Raw genomic sequence first — 18,966 nt, 5'->3', positions numbered from 1 at the left:
TTCTCAGCAAAACTCGCTACTGAACGTTGGCGGATGGGCATTGCCGATTCCCAACAACTCCCGGTAACGGTCGTAGCGGTAGGTCGGACCGTCCGTACAGACGTAACTGGACCCCAGGTAGCAGTGCCCGCACAGGCCGGTGCCGCACGCCATGTTGCGTTCGATGGACAGCCAGATGCGGTTGGCCAGCACCCCGTGTTTCAGGCATTCACCCGCCACCGCCTGCATGAAAGGCTCCGGGCCGCAGCAGAACACAGCATCCGGGCGTTCTAGAGCGAGTTGCATCCGCAGCTGCTGCAAGGGGTTGCCATGACACTGCCCACGAGGCTCGTCATCGCAGGTCTCATGCAAGGTGACGCGGCCCTTCCAGCGCTCACGTTCACGGCCGAGGACCTGGCTCTGGCGATGGCGCGCCCCGTAGATCACCGTCATGCGAATCGGATAGAGGGCCAGCCCCGCCTCATCCACGACTCCGGCGAGTGGCGCCAGCCCGCAACCGCCGGCTACCAGCAGCAAGCGTTCATTACCGAGCAACAACGGCCAGCCTTTTCCGAAGGGGCCGCGATAGCCGAGAAGCGCGCCTTCGGGCTGCTCGAACAAGGCAGCGGTCAGGCCACCCTGCCGGCGAATCAGGGCATCGAATCGCCCCTCCAGGTCCGGGACACTCACATAACTGAAGGGTGCTTCACCGCAGCCTGGCACGCTGAGCATGAAGAACTGGCCGGGAATCACCTCGAAATCCCGCGGTTGCGGGCGTGCGATGCGGAAGCTGAAGTGCCGCGCATTTTCGCCGTCCGGGTACTGGCAGAGCAGGTGCACCCTGCGGGGGGTGACGCCGTTCATGGTTGCTCCAGCCGATGCATGACGCCCATCAGCCCCATGCCATCAGGGCAATGACGGTCACAGCGGCCGCAACCGACGCAGCCATATCCGCCCATGCGGGCGCGGAATGCCTCCCCGAGTTTGTGGAACCAGAATCGCTGGACCCGTTGCCCAGCGCTTGCGCTGGGATTGCGCCCTCCCGCCTCGCGCTGGAAATTCTCGTCCAGGCATGAGGCCCACTCCCGTAAGTGCCCTATGCCCGAGCTGGCTGCCGGTATGTCGACTGCCGTGAAGCAAGAGCAGGTCGGGCATACGCTGGTGCAGCCCGTGCAGTTCAGGCAGCGCTGCCCCAATTCGTCCCAGGTGGATTGTTTCACCCAGCCGGCATTGATCGCGGCGATGCCCTCGATGATGGCGTCCGTATTCCTCTGCTCGTACATCACCCGCTCGCCGGCCAAGGCCCGTTCGTGCGGCCAGTCGCTCTCCATGGTTTCCAACTCGAGGCCGCACAATGCACGCGCCCCAGCCAGTGAAGTGACCAGTAGGCAGCTAGTCGCCATGCCTTGCTGGGGCACCAACACCAGGTCGGCGGTACCGGCTTGCGCCTGTGGCCCGCAACCGAACAGACTGCAGGAGCCGTGGCCGCAGCTGTGCAGGCAATCGACACCCACCAGCAGCGTGGCCTCGCGTCGCGCCTGGTAATACGGGTCAGCGGCAAAGAAACGGTCCTGGTAGGCGATCGCTTGCAGATCGCAGGCTGGCAGGCCGAACAGAACCTGAGGCCTGACAGCGGGTAATTCCGAGTAGAAGGCGCCACCGTCGAAACGGAACAGCAACTCCCGCTCGGGGAAGAAGAAGGACTTGGCGGAGCAGCCTGGCGGGTCGACAGGCGGTGCGAAGGGATGCGAGTCCTGATCGCAGACCTGCTGCCAGGCATAGACGCCTGGGCCGCTCGCCCGCAACTCGAACACCTGGCTCTTCCTGGCCAGGTGGTCACGCAGCAACTCGGGACGCTCAAGGCTATAGGCACGCATGATGATCCGCCGGGTATACGCAGGTATCACGCCCCACCTGCAACGCGCCAAACCTCGGATGACAAGCGGTGTTCGCTTCGCTGCGCATTACCGTCCCTCCGCGAACCTATTGAACTCAGCCTAGGCAGCGGGCTTGCCGATCCGCTTGATCAACATCAAGAAAACCGGAAGAAGCTTGGGGGGGATGCCAGGCGGTCGTGCAGGCACGGCAGCGAGCGCAATAGCGCCTATAGTCCAGACGATCCCAGACTGGTAGCGAGCGTCATGCCTCTCTCCCCACACAGGCCAGGAGATGCCCATGCTGTTGGACACCAAGGTCGCCCGCGAGCGAATCAGCTTTGAAACCGCGGCACAACATGCCACGACTCGAATTCCAGTGTTCCCGCCCGACCGACTGGTCGGCGACGCCCGCGCAACCCTGATGAGCCACCACTATGATTGCGCCAGCCACATCATGGTCTGCGAGGATCAGCGCTTCCTTGGGCTGGTGCGGATCGAGGACCTGCTCGGCGCACCCGCAGACGCTGCCTTGGATGACTTGATGGACCGTGATGCGCCTACTGTGACGCCCCACGAGGACCAGGAAATCGCCGCCTGGCGCGCCGTTCGCCATGGCGAGTCGGCGCTCACCGTGGTCGATGCGAATGGCCGACTGGTCGGCGTGATCCCGCCCCATCGCCTGCTGGCGGTCCTACTGTGGGAGCATGAGGAAGACCTCACGCGTCTCGGTGGCTTCATCAAGGGCACCGAGAGTGCTCGGACCTCCAGTGAGGAGGCAGTCGAGCGGCGCTTCCAGCATCGGATCCCGTGGTTGCTGGTCGGGCTTATCGGCGCCCTGCTGGCGGCGAATTTCGTCGAGCGCTTTCAGAACCAGCTGGAAAGCACGCTCATGCTCGCCTTCTTCCTGCCCGGGATCGTCTACCTGGCGGACGCTGTCGGCACCCAGACCGAGACCGTGGTCGTTCGTGGCCTATCGGTGGGTGCCAGCATGGGTCAGATGCTGCGGCGCGAATTGCTGGTCGGCCTGGCCATTGGGCTCACCCTGGCACTGGTGGCGGGTCCCCTGGTGTGGTGGATCTGGGGAGCGACCGACGTCGCACTTTGCGTTGGTCTCGCCGTATTCGCGGCATGCGGAACCGCCACCCTGGCGGCCATGGCGCTGCCCTGGCTGCTCAGCACCCTCTCGCTGGACCCTGCGTTCGGCAGCGGCCCCTTGGCGACCGTCATCCAGGACCTGCTCTCGATCCTGATCTACTTCGCCATCGCCAGCGTGCTGATCTGAATCGCACTCAGCTCAGCGTCGGCGCGCGACTGCGACCTTGCGCAGCCCTTCGAGCAGGACCATGCCCAATGCGAACGGCAGCATGAACAGCCAGACCCTGGCAGACAAAGGCTCGGTACCGAACAGCCAGTTGCCGAGCTGCGTGTAGTCGATCAACAGGATCAGCACTACCTCGAACGCAAGTCCGGCCCAGATCAGCCCATTCGGCCAGCCACTGCCGAATGCCCGCCCCCGCTCGCTGCGGCAGAGGAACAAGTTCACCATCTGCATGACCACGATGGCGCTGAGGCATGCGGTGGTCGCAGCTTGGTACAACGGGGCATCGGCAGGCAACAGCACGCCGTATTGCCAACCGCCGGCATCAAGCACATAGAAAAAGGCTGCCAATGCTGCCGCAGCTTCCATGGGCCCGAGCACCAGATAGGCACGTGCCAGCAGGCGCCTGTCCAACAGCCGCTCATGCCGCGCAGGCGGCGGGCGCTGCATGATCTCGGCATCGGGACGCTCCGCACCTAGCCCGAGGGCCGGCAGCATATCGGTACCAAGGTCGACCGCCAGAATCTGCACAACGGTGAGTGGCAGCGGAATGCGGAACAGCACAAAGGCCAGGTAGGGCACGATCTCCGGGACGTTGGAGGTAAGGATGTAGGTCATGAATCGACGGATGTTCTGGAAGACTGCACGCCCCTCCTCCACCGCGGCAACGATGCTGGCGAAATTGTCATCCAGCAGCACCATGTCGGAGGCTTCCCGTGCGGCATCGCTGCCGGACAGGCCCATGGCAATACCAATATCGCCTTGGCGCAGAGCGGGTGCGTCATTCACCCCATCGCCGGTGACTGCCACCGTTTCACCTTTGGCCTGAAGCTCCTTGACGATGAGCAGCTTCTGCTCCGGATTGACCCGGGCAAAGATCAGTTCCCGCGCCTCCAGGGCCAGGCTCAGCTGGCTGTGTGACATGGCGGCCAGCATTGTCCCGGTGATGACCGTGGGCTGGCCCTCGGCCAAGCCGATTTCACGGGCTACGGCCACTCCGGTACGGGGATGGTCTCCTGTAACCATGAGGACCCGGATTCCCGCCGCCCGGCAGCGCCTGACCGCCGAGGGCACCTCTGGACGAGGCGGGTCCTCCAGCCCCACGAGCCCGATCAGCACCATTTCACGCTCCAACTGGTCACGCTCATAACCCTCCGCCACCGGCCTGAAGGCAAAGGCCAGCACCCGCAATCCCCGGTCCGCCAGGCGATGCTCGGCATTACGCCACTGATTGCGCTGTGTCTCGTCCAGGGGCGACTCTCCAAGAGCGGTCTGGACCCGCGTAGCGATGGGCAGCAACGCTTCAAGGGCGCCCTTGCTGTAAAGCACCAGGCCCTGCTCGGAGCGGTGCAGGGTCGAAAGCATGCGCCGCTCGGCGCTGAACGGCAGTTCGTCCACACGCGGTATCGCCTGCGCAGCGCCTGCGTTCTCGGCCATCCGCAACAGCGCCTCTTCCAACGGGTCACCGACCAGCGTTTGCTGGCCATCGACCTCGCCTGGCTGGAGCGTCTGACAGAGGGCAGCCACGGCCACCAGGGTGGCCGGCAAAGCGACCTGCCCGGCAGTCAGGTCGATATCAGTACCCGCATACACAGCCAGCCGCGCCTCCATTCGGTTCTGCGTCAGCGTGCCGGTCTTGTCCGTGCAGATGACCGTTGCCGAACCCAGCGTCTCGACACTTGGCAGGTTTCGGATCAGCGCTTGCCTGGCGGCCATGCGCTGGGCGCCGATAGCCAGGGCCAGCGTCACGGTCGGTAGCAGACCCTCCGGTACATTGGCCACGATGATCCCGATGCCGAACAGGAAGCTGTTCCAGAACCCCAGCCCGACCCATTGGCCAAGACCGAAGAACAGGACACCCAGCAACACGGCCAGCATCGCAATGAGCCGACTCAAGCGGTTGATCTGGAGCTGCAACGGGCTTTCCACCTCGCCACCGGTCTGCATGAGCTGGGCGATGTGACCGAACTCCGTGCGCATCCCCGTGGCATAGACCAGCGCCCGCGCCTCTCCGCTGGCCAGAGAGGTACCCGCTAGGAGAATGTTTCGGCAGTGGATCAGGTCGGAGGTGTCGGTGGGGACGGCATCGCGGGCCACCGGATAGGACTCGCCAGTCAGGGTCGCGGTATTGACACGCACGTCGAACGCCTCGATCACCCGGCAATCGGCCGGCACATCGTCACCGGCCGACAACAGCAGAACATCGCCTGGCACCAACTCCGCACGCTTGAGCTTGCGCAAGCGGCCGTCACGCATGACCCGGACGGTGTCGGGCATCAAGCGTTCCAGGGCGAGGATCGAGCGCTCCGCCCGGTGTTCTTGCCAGTAGGAAAAGGACGCGTTGATCAGGATGACGCAGATGATGGCCACACCCAGCGTCGCCATCCCCTTGCCCGGATCGCTCCATTCGGCGAAGAAGGCCAGCAGCGCGGCCAACCACAAGACGATCGCGAGGAAGTGGGTAAAGCCTGCCAGAAGTCGTCGCCACCACGGCACCCGCTGCACATGCTGGATACGGTTAGGCTGGAAAAACTCCAGACGCCGCGCAGCCTCCGCTTCCGCAAGGCCATCCTCGCTGCTTTTGAGGCTGACCAGAGCCTGCGCTGGACTGAGCGCCTGAATCTTCATCCACGCGTCCTTTCCACCGGCGGCGGCTCAGGTATCTCGCATGAACAGGGCCTAGGCGCCCAGTTGGATCGGCTCGCGCAGATGGCTCTCGAACCAGTCACCCGCCAGTCGCGCAGCCTCCTGCAGGGTGCCTGGCTCCTCGAACAGGTGCGTAGCACCAGGGATCACTTCCAAGCGCTGTTCGCAGCCCAATGCACGGCTGACCTTGCGATTCAGGCCGAGAACAGGCAGGTCGCGGGCACCGACAATCTGCAGGGTCGGAGCCTGAACCTTCTCCAGTGCCTCACCCGCCAGGTCGGTCCGGCCGCCTCGGCTGACTATGGCGTGGACAGACCGCGGTCGCTCCACCGCTGCCAGTATCGCCGCCGCTGCGCCAGTGCTCGCACCGAACAGCCCGACGGGCAGATGGCGCAGTTCGGGTTTGGCCGCAATCCAGTCAAGCACGCCTACCAGCCGACGCGTCAACATCGGAATGTCGAACCGCAACTCGCAGGTAACCTGGTCGATACGCTGCTCTCGCTCGGTGAGCAGATCGAACAACAAAGTGGCGAGGCCACGATCGCTCAGGTACCGGGCAACATGCTGATTGCGTGGACTCAAGCGGCTGCTACCGCTGCCATGCACGAACACCACCAGGTCCTTGGCGCCCGGAGGCAACAGCAGGTCCCCCACCAGTTGCACATCCGTTAGTTCGATACATTGATGTTGAGGTTGAAGCATCAGTCACCTCCGGGAACTCAGCCAGGTCCGTGCTGTTCACGGCGCCAGGCACGTTGTAGCAGGGCGATCACCTCCTGGTCCGTGGTCTGTGAAAAGTCCACATACCAGCGGCCGATCGCCATGAACCATTCAGGCATGAAGGGGCAGACCACTTCATCCACCTCCTCACGCAACTCTGCCACGGTGTCATCCGGCGCCACCGGTACCGCAACGACGATCCGCGCGGCGCCGAGGCGGCGCACCGCGCGCACGGCTGCGCGCATGGTCGCGCCGGTGGCCAGACCATCGTCCACCAGAATCACCTGCTGACCCTGCAGGTCGGGTTGGGGGCGATTGCCACGATAGACCCGCTCGCGACGTTGCAACTCGAGCATCTCCCGCTGCGCCACTTCATCCAGCGTAGCCTCATCGATGCCATGCATCTTCACCACGTCGCGGTTGAGTACGCGGACGCCACCACTGGCGATGGCACCCATGGCCAGTTCCTCGTGGTATGGAACTCCCAGCTTGCGCACCAGCATCAAGTCCAGGCGCAGTTCCAGGGCTGTGGCAATCTCGAAGGCCACGGGGACACCGCCGCGCGGCAAGGCCAGCACAATGGTGTCAGCTCGGCGCCGGTACGCGTAAAGCATGGGCGCCAGGGCCTGGCCAGCGGCCACCCGGTCACGTATCGGAATCTGGATCGAATCGGAGCGCGTCATCAGGCAGCCCTCGAATCCCGTCATCTATTCATTAGGTGTAGCAAGACGTCACATGTTTGTAGGGTCTAATACGTTCGCGAAGCTGAAAATCCACCCGTCCAGCTTGCGCCCTGTGCACCTGGCGGCGCATGGGCAAGGAACGAGGTTGCCCGCACAACATCATTGGGTCACGCACTGCCCCTACCCTGCTTCAACCTTCAGTCGGCGGCCTGACAGCAAGGATGCTGCTGGGCACTTGGTACAGCGCCTGCTCGGCGGTACTACCCAGCACTTTCTCCAAGCCCTTGCGGTTCAACGTCCCCATCACGACCACGTCCATATGCTCGCGGCCGGCGAAGTCGGAAATGACCCGGATCGGCGAACCCAATACCACGTGCCGACGCTTCTCCGGGACGCCATGTTTTTCGGCGAACTGATTGAAGTTGGCGCGCAACAAGCCAGTCAGCTCGTCCTGCAACTCCTTGGACCAGCCCACCGGGCCGGCGGCATAGGTCAGGTAGGCGGGCGAATTCTCGTAGGCATGCAGCAAGTGCAACTCGGCATTGCTTTGCAGCGCCAGATCGTTGGCGGCCGCGAGGATGCGTTCGTTGACACCCCCAATCTGGCTTTCCGGCTGGGACAAGTCCACGGCTGCAACCACTTTGCGCGGCAACGGCTGCTCGGCAAAGGTCACCAGGTTCACGGGTACCGGGCACTCGCGAAGCAGCTGCCAGTCCAGCGGAGTCATGAACGCCCGCTTGAGCGCAGGCTCGTGATGGGTGTCCTTGATCACCAGGTCCGCTGGCAACTCCTTCACATGGCGAATGAGTTCCCCTACCGGGTCCTCAGTCCATAACACTTCAGTGGTCACCTGGAGACCCTTGGCGCGCAAGGGCTCCGCGACTTCCTTCAGATGCGCCTCCTGCCCTTTCATGAAGTCGACATGCATGTGCTCCTGCACCGCCTTGTCCATCAACCACACGGTCGAGTAGGGGCCGCCACAGGTGACGATGTGAATGGCAGCACCGCTGGCTTCAGCCAGGGCGGAAGCCCGGCTCAGAGCGGAGGATGGACGTGCGACGGACTCGAGGATCAGCAACAGTCGGCGATATTGGCTCATGGAAACCTCCAAAGGATTTGGTGGTTATTTCCCGACGCCTGTTTATTCCCTGGCTCCGCCTGCAAGAGACCGGGTCTGAATGCTGTAACTGCCCTGTATTGGGTCAGGCTGCGCCTGGCCGTGCCTGGTTGAGTTGATATGCATCAAGTTCAACGCAACCGTTGGGGCGAAGTGGAGTGAGGCTGGGATGAAGCTTCATTCGTAAAGGGCCGCACCACGGCCCAGTCAGCCATAACGGATGGGGTGTCGGACCTGTGCAGCCCGAGCCGTACCATGATCCTGCGACCCTACTCGGCCGCGGCACTGTCCACTCGATGCAACCGCTGTGCTTCATAGCGCGGGTAGAGATGGCTGACTGTGCGAATCAGCTCGTACCGGTTCAAGCTGACAGCGGCGAAGCGCACGGGGATTGGCGCGCGGATCACTTCGTTCATCTCCTCGCCCTGCTCCGCCGCATCGCGAAGCAGGCCGTCGAGCCAGCCGAGGTAGTCACGCATCTGGGCGAAGGGCGCGCGGTCCGTGCTGACCGGGCCATGGCCGGGCACCACCTGCTTCCAGGGCAATCGTTCCAGCTGGTCAAGATCGGCTAGCCAGGCATCCAGTCCGGGGCTGTTGGGTGTGGTGAGGGCGCGCTGATAGAACACGAGATCGCCTGCGAAGAGCACGCCGGTCGTCTCGTCGAGGATGGCCAGGTCGGCTCCGGTATGGCCACGCAGGCCCAGCATGCGAAAGCGGTGACCACCCAGCTCACGGATTCCGGGTTGCACCCGCTCAGTCGGCAGGAGTACCTCAGTGCCGCGCATCCAGTCGCCCACCAGGCGGTACATGTTCTCCGCCATGGCGTCGCCCTGCTCAGCCAGCAAGTCGCGGGTCCCAGCCAGCGCGGCGATGGGCACATCAGCGAACGCCTGGTTGCCGAGCACGTGGTCCGGGTGATGGTGAGTCAGCAGGACCCACACCACCGGTTTGTCGGTGACCCGCGCAATGGCCTTGCGCATGGATTCGCCGTAAGCCCTGGATGGCCCGCTGTCCACCACCACCACGCCCGCGTCGGTGACGATGAAACCGGTATTGACGATATTGCCGCCGTTGGTTTTGTCGAAGTTGTCGGTGCTGCCTTCCAGCAGCCAGGTATCGGAGGCGATTTCACGCGGTTGCAGCCGATATTCCTGGCTGGCCTGGGCGGCCAGTGCCAGGCAGGCGATGAGCATGGCGAACAGGCGCATGGAATCTCCTTCAGAACGCGGCTTCGAATTCGTTGCCGTTGTTGTCCCGTAGCCACAGGCGAGCTTCGATCTCGCCCTGCACTTCCAGGCTGATGGTGGGGTTCTCACTCACCGCTGGGAACAGTTCAAGGGTCGCCAAGGGGTTGCCTTGCGCATCCCGCAGCTCGGCCTGGTTGATGAAGAATTCGGGGATGCCGCCGGTCAGGCCGTTGTCCATCGGGTGGTCAACCCGCAGGCGCAGGCGACTGGCGTCGCCATGGGCAAAGCGCGCGCCGTGGACCTGTCCAAGCCGGTCTTCCCAGCCAGCCTCGGCCCGCACCACGCTGGGCGCGGTGCAGCCACCGCCAGCAGCGTCGATGCGGGTCGAGCCGATGTGCCAGAGACCATCACGGGTCAACACCGCTGCACGGATCGGCGTCGCCTGTTCGATGCGAATACGGATAGCCAGCATCGGCGCCACGCGCTCTCCCGGCACGAAGGTGAATATCTGCGGGATGGGGTTCAGCTCGGCCCAGGCCATGATCTTCACCACCTGCCCGCTGTACGCACGGGCATCCACCTGGATCGGAACCTGGCGGGCGTCTTCGGCGAAGGGCGGCGCTTCCAGCACCACCTTTTCGTCGTAGACGAAAGGTTGCCCCTCCAGCAGTCGCTTGTGGAAGAAGCTCCACATCACCGACTCCACCGGGTCCTGTGCTGCCCACAAGGGCGCGGTGCCTCCCAGCAGGGCCAACGCCAGCAACGAACGCCTGCGCATGCCGCACCTCCGTGTCATTCAACGTCCTGGTAAAGCCCCGGTAGTTCGTAGCGCAGCCCGTAGGCGGCGTAGAGCTTCTGCATGCGGCCGTCGCGCACCAGGGTGTCGACTTCCGCCTCCAGGGCATTGGCGAGCTGACGGTTGCTTTCGTGCACCGCCATGCCGATATCCCAATCGGGCTGGCCGAGGTTGGGGTAAGTGTTGTCCGCATTCTTGATCTGCGGGTCACGAACCTGGTGCTGCATGTAGTCCAGCTCGCCACGCAACGCCATCACTGCATCCACTTCACCCTTGCGCATGCCTTCGAATGCCGCCTGCGGCCCCGGATAGTGATGGGTGTTGCGGCTCAGGCGCCCACCGAAGACCGAGGTCAGGTAGAAGGACGGTACGCTCTCCAGCTCCACACCGATGGGATGGAACTGGAATACCCCGATGCTCGACACCTCCGGTAGGCGGCGGCTGTCATAGGCCACCTGCCAACGCTCGCGCTGATAAGGGGCGAACATCACCACCAGTTCGTTGGCCAACTCGCCCACATCGTTGCGCTTGAAGGCATAGTCACGGTCGTAGGGCACCCGCAGCATTACGTCCGCCAGCACATTTGGCCGCAGGTAGTGCCCCTTCCAGATGAAGTTGCGCAGGTCGTCGTCGAGCTTCTCGCCCGGCGTTACCCAAAGTACTTCAAGCTTGAGGTCCAGCCCTTCGGCCAGGGCCTTGGCCAGGTCCACGTCCACCCCGCGCGCCCGGCCCGCCTCCTGGAAGCTGTATGGCGCAAAGTTCTCGTACACCGCCACCTTGAGCACCCCCGAATCGAGGATGTCGTCATAGGGGCGCACCTGTGCCTGCGCAACAGGCAGGCACAGCAGACAGACCAGCAAGGCGAGCAGGCGCATGGCAGTTACTCGGTTACAGCGACGCTTTCCAGGTAGCTACGAATGGCCCAAAGCGCTTCCTGGCTGAGGTAATCGGCCATTTTCGGCATGTACACCGCGCCATCGCGCACCGCGCCGTTGATCACCCGCTCCTTGAACCACTCGTCACCGCTGACGTCGGCCTCCAGGTAGCGCAGGTCGGGGGCGATACCGCCCGATTTGGCTTCCAGGCCATGGCAACGGGCGCAGTTCTGGTTGTAAGCCGAAGCGCCAATCTCCACCGCCAGACCGTTCTTCTCATAAGGCTGGCGATAGGGGTTCTCGTCGAGCCACTCCGTGCCCAGGGGCTCCAGGCCCTCGGTGTTGACCGCTTGCGGTACCACGTCGCCGTGGGCCAGGGCCAATCCGCTCAGGGTAAGGCCGGCAGCGATTACCAGGCCGCGCAGTGCGCTGTTCTTGTTCATGGCGTGTTTCCTCATCGAGCTGCTGTGCAAGGCGGCGCCCCGGTTGGAGCGCAGTGAGGAGATGGTAAGAACCCATGGGCCAACGGCAGAATGCTGCTTTGGTGGCCAGCCCCTACTCCCTTGGTAGTAGAGCGGCGGTAGGCCAGTGAAGGCGCTTTCGCAGCAAGTCCACGCCATGCCCGCCAGGGAACAGGAGGACGCAACGCTGATCGCAACGAACCACGGACAGGGACGGAAGGGGTGGATTTGCCGCCATTATCGGGTTTCGACAAGACTCGGTACCAACCTGCCAGGCAGGCCGACGCCAACTTGCAGGAAGCCAACATGGAGGGCTAGGGCTGCAAGGCCGATCGAACGGACTGGGGGTGAGCCGAAGCGATAGGCCGCGAATTCATTGGCTCTTTCTGCGTTGAGCGTTACAAGTGGCAGGCCTTGTAGGAGCGGAGGGGCTTGTCGGGCGATTTTCCCTGCCGGCAAGCCGCGCAGCAGGATCACGAAGATCTCGAGCTTGCTGAGTGATCTTGCACTGCCGCCGAGCAACTCGGCCCCCCCGCTGTCCTTGCCATATGCCCCAGCGTGGCCATGGCGCGGCTTACTTGACCACGAAGCTGCCCTGCATGCCCTTGGCCTCCAGGCCCTTGGCATAGAAGCGATAGCGACCGGGCTTGATCGGCACAAAGAAGATTTCCGCCTCGCTGGCATCTTCGAACTCCAGCTCGGTGAGGGTCACCGCCTTGACCTCGACACCGCCCGCCTCGACCTTGCGCAGGTAGATCGACGTGGCGAACTCGGGAGCCTGGAAGGCGTATTCCTTCTTGCCGCTGGCGATGACCTTGAGCTGGTAGGCCTTGCCGGTTTCCAGTTGGTACTCCTGCTGCGACAGGCTGTAGTCGCTCTCCTCCGAGCCCAGCACCAGGTCGGGCAGGCTGATGGTGCGCCGGGTCAGATCCCCAGCGGCCAGTACTCTGTCGAAGCCCAGCAGGCTCAGGATCAGCAGCAGGGGCAAAAATAGATGCTTGACGGTACGCATGGGAGCAGCCTCTTTCTGATTTTTGTGCTGCCATGCTAGGTCCGATCGAGCCTCGGTTTTCTACGACCTTGGTACCGCAAGACCGGTACTTTCTGCATATTTTCCGCCCCCTGCTCTCTTCTTATGCTGGCGACACCAGTAGAGGAGTCGCCGCAATGCGCCAGTATCTGTTCCATGGCCTGGTCTACCTGCTCGCCATCGCCGGCGGCGCCGCCCTGGCCACAGAGGCCCATGCCGAAGCAGGCCAGCTGACTGTGCGCATCGGCTACCTGAGCTACCAACCTGCGCGTGGCCCGCTGCTCTCCAACGTCATCCCCGAGCCAGAGGATGCCGGCCTGCGCGGCGCACAACTGGCAATCACCGACAGCAACAGCACCGGGCGATTTCTCAAGCACGGCTACCAGCTGAGCCCAGTCCAGGCCAGCAGTCCCGAGCAACTCCTGGCGGAAGCCAAGCAGTTGCATCAGGCGGGCCTGCGCCTGTTCGTGGTCAACGCCCCGGCCGATTCGGTGCTGCAACTGGCAGATGCACTGCCGGACAGTCTTCTGATCAACGCCGGCAGCCCAGCCGACGAACTGCGCGGCGCCCAGTGCCGGGGGAATCTGCTGCACAGTTTGCCGAGTCGCGCCATGCTCACCGATGCCCTGGCGCAGTTCCTCGCAGTGCGCAAATGGCAGCGCTGGTTCCTGGTCGTCGGCCAACAGCCTGACGATCAGGCCTATGCCGCCTCTTTGCGCCGTGCAGCGGGGCGCTTCGGTGCGCAGCTGGTGGCGGAAAAGCCCTGGAGCTTCGACAACGACCAGCGCCGCAGTGCCCAGGCGGAGATGCCGCTGTTCACCCAGGCCGCCGAATACGACGTGGTGCTGGTGGCCGACGAACGCGGCGATTTCGGCGAATACCTGCCCTACAACACCTGGTACCCGCGCCCCGTGGCCGGTACCCAGGGCCTCACGGCAACCGGCTGGCACAAGACGGTGGAAACCTACGGCGCCGCGCAGTTGCAGAAGCGTTTCGAGGCGCTTGCCGGACGCTGGATGAACGACCGTGACTTCGCCGCCTGGATCGCCGTGCGCAGCATTGCCAGCGCCATCACCCGCCTGAAGACCGACGACGCCGTGGCGATCCGCAAACTGGCGCTTTCCGCCGACCTGCCGCTGGACGGCTTCAAAGGCCGCAAGCTGAGTTATCGCGACTGGGACGGCCAGCTACGCCAGCCCATTCCCCTGGTCCATCCACGCGCTCTGGTCAGCACCTCCCCCCAGGATGGCTTCCTGCACCCGGTCAGCGAACTGGACAGCCTTGGCTACGACCGTCCCGAAACCCAATGCCGCCAGTTCGCCGTCGGCGGATCCACACAACAAGAAGGATGACCCCATGCCTATGCCAATCGCTGCCATCCTGAGCGGCACGCTCCTGCTCCTGGGTGGGCAGGCCCTGGCCGCCACGGCCTATGTATCCAACGAAAAGGACGACAGCATCAGCGTGATCGACCTCGACAGCCTGGAGGTCACCGCCAGCCTCAAGGTCGGCATGCGCCCCCGTGGCCTCGCCCTCTCCCGCGACAATACGCTGCTATACATCTGCGCCAGCGATTCGGACACCGTGCAAGTGATGGACCTGGCCAGTCGCAAGGTCATCAAGGAGCTGCCCTCCGGAGCCGACCCCGAGCAATTCTCCCTGCATCCCAATGATCGCTGGCTGTACATCTCCAATGAGGATGACGCGCTGGTGACGGTCGTCGACACCCAGAGCGACCAGGTGCTGGCCCAGATCGACGTGGGCGTCGAACCGGAAGGCATGGCCGTGAGCCCGGATGGAAAATGGGCGGTGAATACCAGCGAAACCACCAATATGCTGCATTGGATCGACACCAGCACTCACCAGCTAGTGGACAACACCCTGGTGGACCAGCGCCCTCGCCATGTCGAGTTCAGCCCGGATGGCAGCCTGCTCTGGGCGTCCGCGGAGATCGGCGGCACGGTCAGCGTGGTGGATGTGGCCAGCCGGCAGATCAAGAAAGTCCTCAAGTTCCAGATCAAGGGCGTGCACCCGGACAAGGTCCAGCCGGTCGGGGTGAGGCTCACCTCCGACGGCAAGTACGCCTTCGTCGCCCTCGGGCCGGCCAATCACGTAGCTGTAGTGGACGCCAAGACCTATGAGGTCCTCGACTACCTGCTGGTGGGGCGGCGCGTCTGGCACATGGCCTTTACTCCGGGCGAGAAACGTCTGCTGGCCACCAATGGCATCAGCGGCGATGTGTCGGTGATCGATGTCGCCAGTCTCAAGGTGGAGAAATCCATCAAGGTCGGCCGCTACCCCTGGGGCGTGGTGGTGACGCCATGAATGCCCTGGAAGTGTCAGCAGTCGGCTTCCGCTATGGCCAACGTGAAGCCCTGAAAGGGGTTGGCTTCAGCCTGGCGGCTGGCGAGTTTGCCGCCCTGCTCGGGCCCAATGGCGCCGGCAAGTCGACCCTGATCGCTCTGCTCACCCGGCTCTACGACCTGCAACTGGGCGAAATTGCCGTCTGCGGCCACTCGCTGAAGCACCAGCCACGCGTCGCTCTTGCCCGGCTTGGGGTGGTGTTCCAGCAAAGTACCCTGGACCTGGACTTGAGCGTGGAGCAGAACCTGCGCTACCACGCTGCCCTGCACGGCTTGTCGGGCAAGGTTGCGGCACTGCGCATCGAGCGTGAACTGGAGCGCCAACAGCTTGGCCAGCGCCGGCGCGAAAAGGTGCGCCTACTCAATGGCGGCCACCGCCGGCGCGTGGAAATCGCCCGCGCCCTGCTCCACGAACCCAGCCTGTTGTTGCTCGATGAGGCCAGCAGTGGGCTCGACCCGGCCAGCCGCAATGGCCTCAACCGGCACGTGCGGCGGCTGTGTCGCGATCAGAACATGGCCGTGCTCTGGACCACTCACCTGCTGGACGAGGTGCAGGCGGACGACCACCTGCTGCTGTTGCACCAGGGCCGGATCATCACCGACGACCGTGCCGGCGCCGTCGGAGGCCAGGAAGCAGGCGGATTGGCGCAAGCCTTCGAGCGCCTCACCACGGCGAAGGCCTGCGCATGAACTCGCCAGTGCAAGGTGCGCGCAGCGCAGCACCCTGCGACGAATGCCCTCACGCCGGGCGCGCCACACGCACCGCAATCACGGAGTTCGCACCATGCTGATCCCCTACTGGCATTGCCTGCGTGGCATCCTGCTGCGCGAGTGGCTGCGTTTCGTCCTGCAGCGCAGCCGCTTCCTCAGCGCCCTGGTACGCCCGTTACTCTGGCTGCTGGTGTTCGCTGCCGGTTTTCGTGCGGCGCTGGGCATCGCCATCATCGAGCCCTACGCCACCTACATCACCTACGAGACCTACATCGTCCCAGGCCTGGCCTGCATGATCCTGCTGTTCAACGGCATGCAGGGTTCGCTGTCGATGGTCTACGACCGGGAGATGGGCAGCATGCGCCTGCTCCTCACCAGCCCCTTGCCGCGCGCTTTCCTGCTAGCGGCCAAGCTGCTGGCGACGGCCCTGGTGTCGCTACTGCAGGTGTATGCCTTCCTCGGCATCGCCTGGCTGTACGGCGTGCAGCCACCTGCCATGGGGCTGCTGGCCGCGCTGCCGGTGCTGCTGCTGGTGGCGCTGTTGCTCAGTGCACTGGGCCTGCTGCTGTCCAATGGCATCCGCCAGCTGGAGAACTTTGCCGGAGTGATGAATTTCGTGATCTTTCCGCTGTTCTTCCTGTCTTCGGCGCTGTATCCGCTTTGGAAAATGCGCGAGGCGAGCGAATGGCTGTACTGGCTGTGTGCCCTGAACCCGTTCAGCCATGCCGTGGAGTTGGTGCGCTATGCCCTGTACGGACGATTCAATGGCCTGGCGTTTGCCGTATGTGTCGGGCTGACGCTGTTGTTCAGCCTGGCGGCATTGTGGAGTTTCAACCCGCAGCATGCTGCGCTGAGGCGGGCGGGCTGAGTTGCACACAAAATTACTACTTTGGTACTGGTTTTCCCCGCTCAACGTAGCATTCCCAAACCAGCACTACTGGCATGTAATGACGGCACAAGAAGAATAGAGACATCACCATGAAGCGCTTTTTCGCCTGCCTGTGCTGCCTTGCGCTGGGCCTGCTGCCGGCCCTGCCCGCCCTCGCCGAGAACACCTCCGAATCGGCCCTGTTTTCCGACGACGGCTACCGGATTACCCGCTACCGCAGCCCCACGCCGGAGCGTGCCGAGCCCGCTCGCACCATCGATACCCCTGCCCTGCAGGCGCTCCTGCAACAATTCCCCAACGCCTTGTTGATCGATGTCTACCGCCGCCAATGGCTCAATGGCCAGTTCATCGCCGACGAACCCCATGCCAACCTGCCCGGCAGCCTGTGGCTAGCCAACACCGGCGACGGCCAACTCGCCCCACAATGGCAGGATTACTTCGCCAGCCACCTGCAACGCGCCAGCCAGGGTCGCAAGGAGCGGCCGCTGGTCTTTTACTGCCGATCCGACTGCTGGTTGAGCTGGAATGCCGTGAAGCGCGCTAGCGCACTGGGCTATACCCAACTCTATTGGTACCGTGACGGCATCGATGCCTGGGAACAGGCGGGCCTGCCCCTGCAGCCCGCCCATCCCGAACCGCTACCCTGACCCTGCGTGGCCACGCCAACCGCACCATAATCAAAACAATGAGGTGAAAGGCCGTGTACAAGATTCTGATTGCCGATGATCACCCGCTCTTCCGTGAAGCCATCCATAACGTTATCAGCGACGGCTTTCCCGACAGCGAAGTGATGGAGACCGCCGACCTGGACAGCGCCCTGGCCCTGACCCAGGAACACGACGACCTGGACCTGATCCTCCTCGACCTCAACATGCCCGGCATGCATGGCCTCAATGGCCTGATCAACCTGCGCAACGAGGCACCGACTGTGCCGGTGGTGATCGTCTCCGCCGAGCAGGACAAACAAGTGGTGTTGCAAGCCATTACTTACGGTGCGGTGGGCTTCATCACCAAGTCGTCGCCACGCGCGCAGATGACCGATGCCATCGAGCAGATCCTCAACGGTAACGTCTACCTGCCCTCTGACATTATCCGCACCCAGAAAACCTCGCCACGCCGCCACCATGAAGAGTCCAGCATTCCCCCGGAGCTGCTGCAGGCCCTGACCCGCAAGCAACTACTGGTGCTGGAGCGCATGACCAAGGGCGAGTCGAACAAACAGATCGCCTACAACCTGGACATCGCCGAAACGACGGTGAAGGCCCACGTGTCGGCGATCCTGCGCAAGCTCAACGTGCATAACCGCGTACAGGCCATCCTCTCGGCCAACGACATCGACTTCACCGCCTACCTGCGCCGCTGACCCAGCGGGGCCTTTCGCCCGAGGGCCGCAAGGACTCCAATGCCCACCGCCAGCACCTTGCTCCTGACCGCCCTGGCCATGCTGGCATTTGCCGGCAACTCCCTCCTGTGCCGGCTGGCCTTGAAGGACACCGCGATCGACGCGGCGAGCTTCACCGCCGTTCGCCTGGCGTCGGGTGCCCTGATGCTGTGGTTGCTCTTGCGTTTGCGTCGCCAACCGCTCAAGGCCACGGGGAATTGGCGGGCAGCCGCCGCACTGTTCGTCTATGCCGCTGCATTTTCCTATGCCTACCTGCAGCTCGATGCCGGTAGCGGTGCATTGTTGCTGTTCGGTGCCGTCCAGCTGTGCATGATCACCAGCGGCCTGTTGCGCGGTGAGCGGCTGAACAGCCAGCAAACGCTCGGATTCGCCCTGGCGCTGGGCGGACTGCTGGCCCTGCTGCTGCCCGGCGCCAGCGCGCCGTCCCTGGTCGGCGGTGTTCTGATGCTGCTCGCCGGGCTCGCCTGGGGTGTCTACACCCTGCTCGGCCGCCAGGCCGGAACACCACTGGCTGGCACCGCAGGCAACTTCATCCGCGCCTTGCCGTTCGCCGCCCTGCTGCTGGCGCCCTTCTTCGCCGAGTTGCGCTGGGACCTGCCCGGACTGGTCTATGCCCTGCTCTCCGGCGCTCTCACCTCTGGCATCGGCTACGCCATCTGGTACAGCGCTCTCCCCGGCCTCGGTGCCTTGCAAGCGGCCAGCGTGCAGCTCAGCGTACCGGTGCTGGCGGCACTCGGCGGTAACCTGTTGCTGGGCGAAACCATCAGTCTACGCCTGGCGCTGGTGTCGGTGGCAGTGCTGGGCGGCATCGGCCTGGTATTCAGGGCCAGGTTCAAGGCCGTGCCACAGAAGGCCTGATTTCCTCGACATGGGTCGCCATCCAGGCGCACCTGCCCTCCCCCCCAGAGAGTC

General features: G+C 63.8%; 19 protein-coding genes. 8 read left to right on the top strand and 11 right to left on the bottom strand.

The window, feature by feature from the left end; genetic code table 11:
• Nucleotides 1-3: 3 nt before the first annotated feature.
• Together J7302_RS20345 and J7302_RS20340 are read right to left on the bottom strand one after the other, a co-directional pair.
• A complete protein-coding gene (locus J7302_RS20345) occupies nucleotides 4-843 on the bottom strand; it encodes an iron-sulfur cluster-binding protein (protein WP_215378836.1) in 840 nt (279 codons plus the stop codon).
• The gene (locus J7302_RS20340; RefSeq protein WP_215378834.1) at nucleotides 840-1,856 is read right to left on the bottom strand and encodes a 4Fe-4S dicluster domain-containing protein; all 1,017 of its coding nucleotides are present in this window, start codon (nucleotides 1,854-1,856) and stop codon (nucleotides 840-842) included. Before J7302_RS20340 ends, J7302_RS20345 begins: the two co-directional genes overlap by 4 nt.
• Nucleotides 1,857-2,154: 298 nt before the next feature.
• On the opposite strand from J7302_RS20340, the gene J7302_RS20335 reads away from it, so the two are divergent.
• Nucleotides 2,155-3,138 carry a magnesium transporter gene (locus tag J7302_RS20335; RefSeq protein ID WP_215378832.1) on the top strand — a complete coding sequence of 328 codons (984 nt, stop codon included), beginning with the start codon at nucleotides 2,155-2,157 and terminating at the stop codon, nucleotides 3,136-3,138.
• Nucleotides 3,139-3,150: 12 nt separating this feature from the next.
• Here the strand turns inward: J7302_RS20335 and J7302_RS20330 are convergent, their stop codons facing one another.
• The 9 genes from J7302_RS20330 to J7302_RS20290 form a co-directional block, all read right to left on the bottom strand.
• Nucleotides 3,151-5,802 carry a cation-translocating P-type ATPase gene (locus tag J7302_RS20330; protein ID WP_215378830.1) on the bottom strand — a complete coding sequence of 884 codons (2,652 nt, stop codon included), beginning with the start codon at nucleotides 5,800-5,802 and terminating at the stop codon, nucleotides 3,151-3,153.
• Between the two features lie 51 nt (nucleotides 5,803-5,853).
• Nucleotides 5,854-6,522, bottom strand: coding sequence for a dienelactone hydrolase family protein (locus J7302_RS20325; protein WP_215378828.1), 669 nt, complete (start codon nucleotides 6,520-6,522; stop codon nucleotides 5,854-5,856).
• A 17-nt stretch (nucleotides 6,523-6,539) separates the two neighbouring features.
• Nucleotides 6,540-7,223 carry a phosphoribosyltransferase gene (locus J7302_RS20320; protein WP_215378826.1) on the bottom strand — a complete coding sequence of 228 codons (684 nt, stop codon included), beginning with the start codon at nucleotides 7,221-7,223 and terminating at the stop codon, nucleotides 6,540-6,542.
• 190 nt (nucleotides 7,224-7,413) lie between these two features.
• Nucleotides 7,414-8,322 (bottom strand): universal stress protein, encoded by a 909-nt coding sequence (locus J7302_RS20315; RefSeq protein WP_215378824.1) that lies wholly within the window; start codon nucleotides 8,320-8,322, stop codon nucleotides 7,414-7,416.
• Between the two features lie 287 nt (nucleotides 8,323-8,609).
• A complete protein-coding gene (locus tag J7302_RS20310) occupies nucleotides 8,610-9,548 on the bottom strand; it encodes a quinoprotein relay system zinc metallohydrolase 1 (protein WP_215378822.1) in 939 nt (312 codons plus the stop codon).
• A 10-nt stretch (nucleotides 9,549-9,558) separates the two neighbouring features.
• The gene (locus J7302_RS20305) at nucleotides 9,559-10,305 is read right to left on the bottom strand and encodes a quinoprotein dehydrogenase-associated SoxYZ-like carrier (protein WP_215378819.1); all 747 of its coding nucleotides are present in this window, start codon (nucleotides 10,303-10,305) and stop codon (nucleotides 9,559-9,561) included.
• Nucleotides 10,306-10,319: 14 nt separating this feature from the next.
• Nucleotides 10,320-11,198 carry a substrate-binding periplasmic protein gene (locus tag J7302_RS20300; protein WP_215378817.1) on the bottom strand — a complete coding sequence of 293 codons (879 nt, stop codon included), beginning with the start codon at nucleotides 11,196-11,198 and terminating at the stop codon, nucleotides 10,320-10,322.
• A 5-nt stretch (nucleotides 11,199-11,203) separates the two neighbouring features.
• Nucleotides 11,204-11,641 carry a cytochrome c-550 PedF gene (pedF, locus tag J7302_RS20295; protein ID WP_215378815.1) on the bottom strand — a complete coding sequence of 146 codons (438 nt, stop codon included), beginning with the start codon at nucleotides 11,639-11,641 and terminating at the stop codon, nucleotides 11,204-11,206.
• Nucleotides 11,642-12,233: 592 nt separating this feature from the next.
• Nucleotides 12,234-12,671 (bottom strand): cupredoxin domain-containing protein, encoded by a 438-nt coding sequence (locus tag J7302_RS20290; RefSeq protein WP_215378813.1) that lies wholly within the window; start codon nucleotides 12,669-12,671, stop codon nucleotides 12,234-12,236.
• Between the two features lie 155 nt (nucleotides 12,672-12,826).
• Between J7302_RS20290 and J7302_RS20285 the strand changes: the two genes are divergently transcribed.
• The 7 genes from J7302_RS20285 to J7302_RS20255 all read left to right on the top strand — a co-directional run bounded on the left by J7302_RS20285 (nucleotide 12,827) and on the right by J7302_RS20255 (nucleotide 18,912).
• Entirely contained in the window at nucleotides 12,827-14,041 is a 1,215-nt protein-coding gene (locus tag J7302_RS20285; RefSeq protein ID WP_215378810.1) for an ABC transporter substrate-binding protein, read from the top strand.
• A gap of 4 nt (nucleotides 14,042-14,045) precedes the next feature.
• Nucleotides 14,046-15,014, top strand: a complete 969-nt coding sequence (locus J7302_RS20280) for a YVTN family beta-propeller repeat protein (RefSeq protein WP_215378808.1) — start codon at nucleotides 14,046-14,048, stop codon at nucleotides 15,012-15,014.
• On the top strand, nucleotides 15,011-15,742 hold the full coding sequence (locus tag J7302_RS20275; RefSeq protein WP_215378806.1) for an ABC transporter ATP-binding protein: 732 nt from the start codon (nucleotides 15,011-15,013) through the stop codon (nucleotides 15,740-15,742). Before J7302_RS20280 ends, J7302_RS20275 begins: the two co-directional genes overlap by 4 nt.
• A 97-nt stretch (nucleotides 15,743-15,839) precedes the next feature.
• A complete protein-coding gene (locus J7302_RS20270; RefSeq protein ID WP_215378990.1) occupies nucleotides 15,840-16,631 on the top strand; it encodes an ABC transporter permease in 792 nt (263 codons plus the stop codon).
• 110 nt (nucleotides 16,632-16,741) lie between these two features.
• Entirely contained in the window at nucleotides 16,742-17,299 is a 558-nt protein-coding gene (locus J7302_RS20265; RefSeq protein ID WP_215378804.1) for a PQQ-dependent catabolism-associated CXXCW motif protein, read from the top strand.
• A 53-nt stretch (nucleotides 17,300-17,352) separates the two neighbouring features.
• Complete coding sequence (locus tag J7302_RS20260) at nucleotides 17,353-18,015, top strand: response regulator (protein ID WP_215378802.1); 663 nt, start codon at nucleotides 17,353-17,355, stop codon at nucleotides 18,013-18,015.
• Nucleotides 18,016-18,054: 39 nt separating this feature from the next.
• Nucleotides 18,055-18,912: a DMT family transporter gene (locus tag J7302_RS20255; RefSeq protein WP_215378800.1), complete on the top strand. Its 858-nt coding sequence runs from the start codon at nucleotides 18,055-18,057 to the stop codon at nucleotides 18,910-18,912.
• Nucleotides 18,913-18,966: the final 54 nt, after the last annotated feature.

The organism is Metapseudomonas boanensis (genome assembly GCF_018704125.1).
Lineage (GTDB): Bacteria > Pseudomonadota > Gammaproteobacteria > Pseudomonadales > Pseudomonadaceae > Metapseudomonas > Metapseudomonas boanensis.
This window is presented reverse-complemented; position numbering and strand designations above follow the sequence as displayed.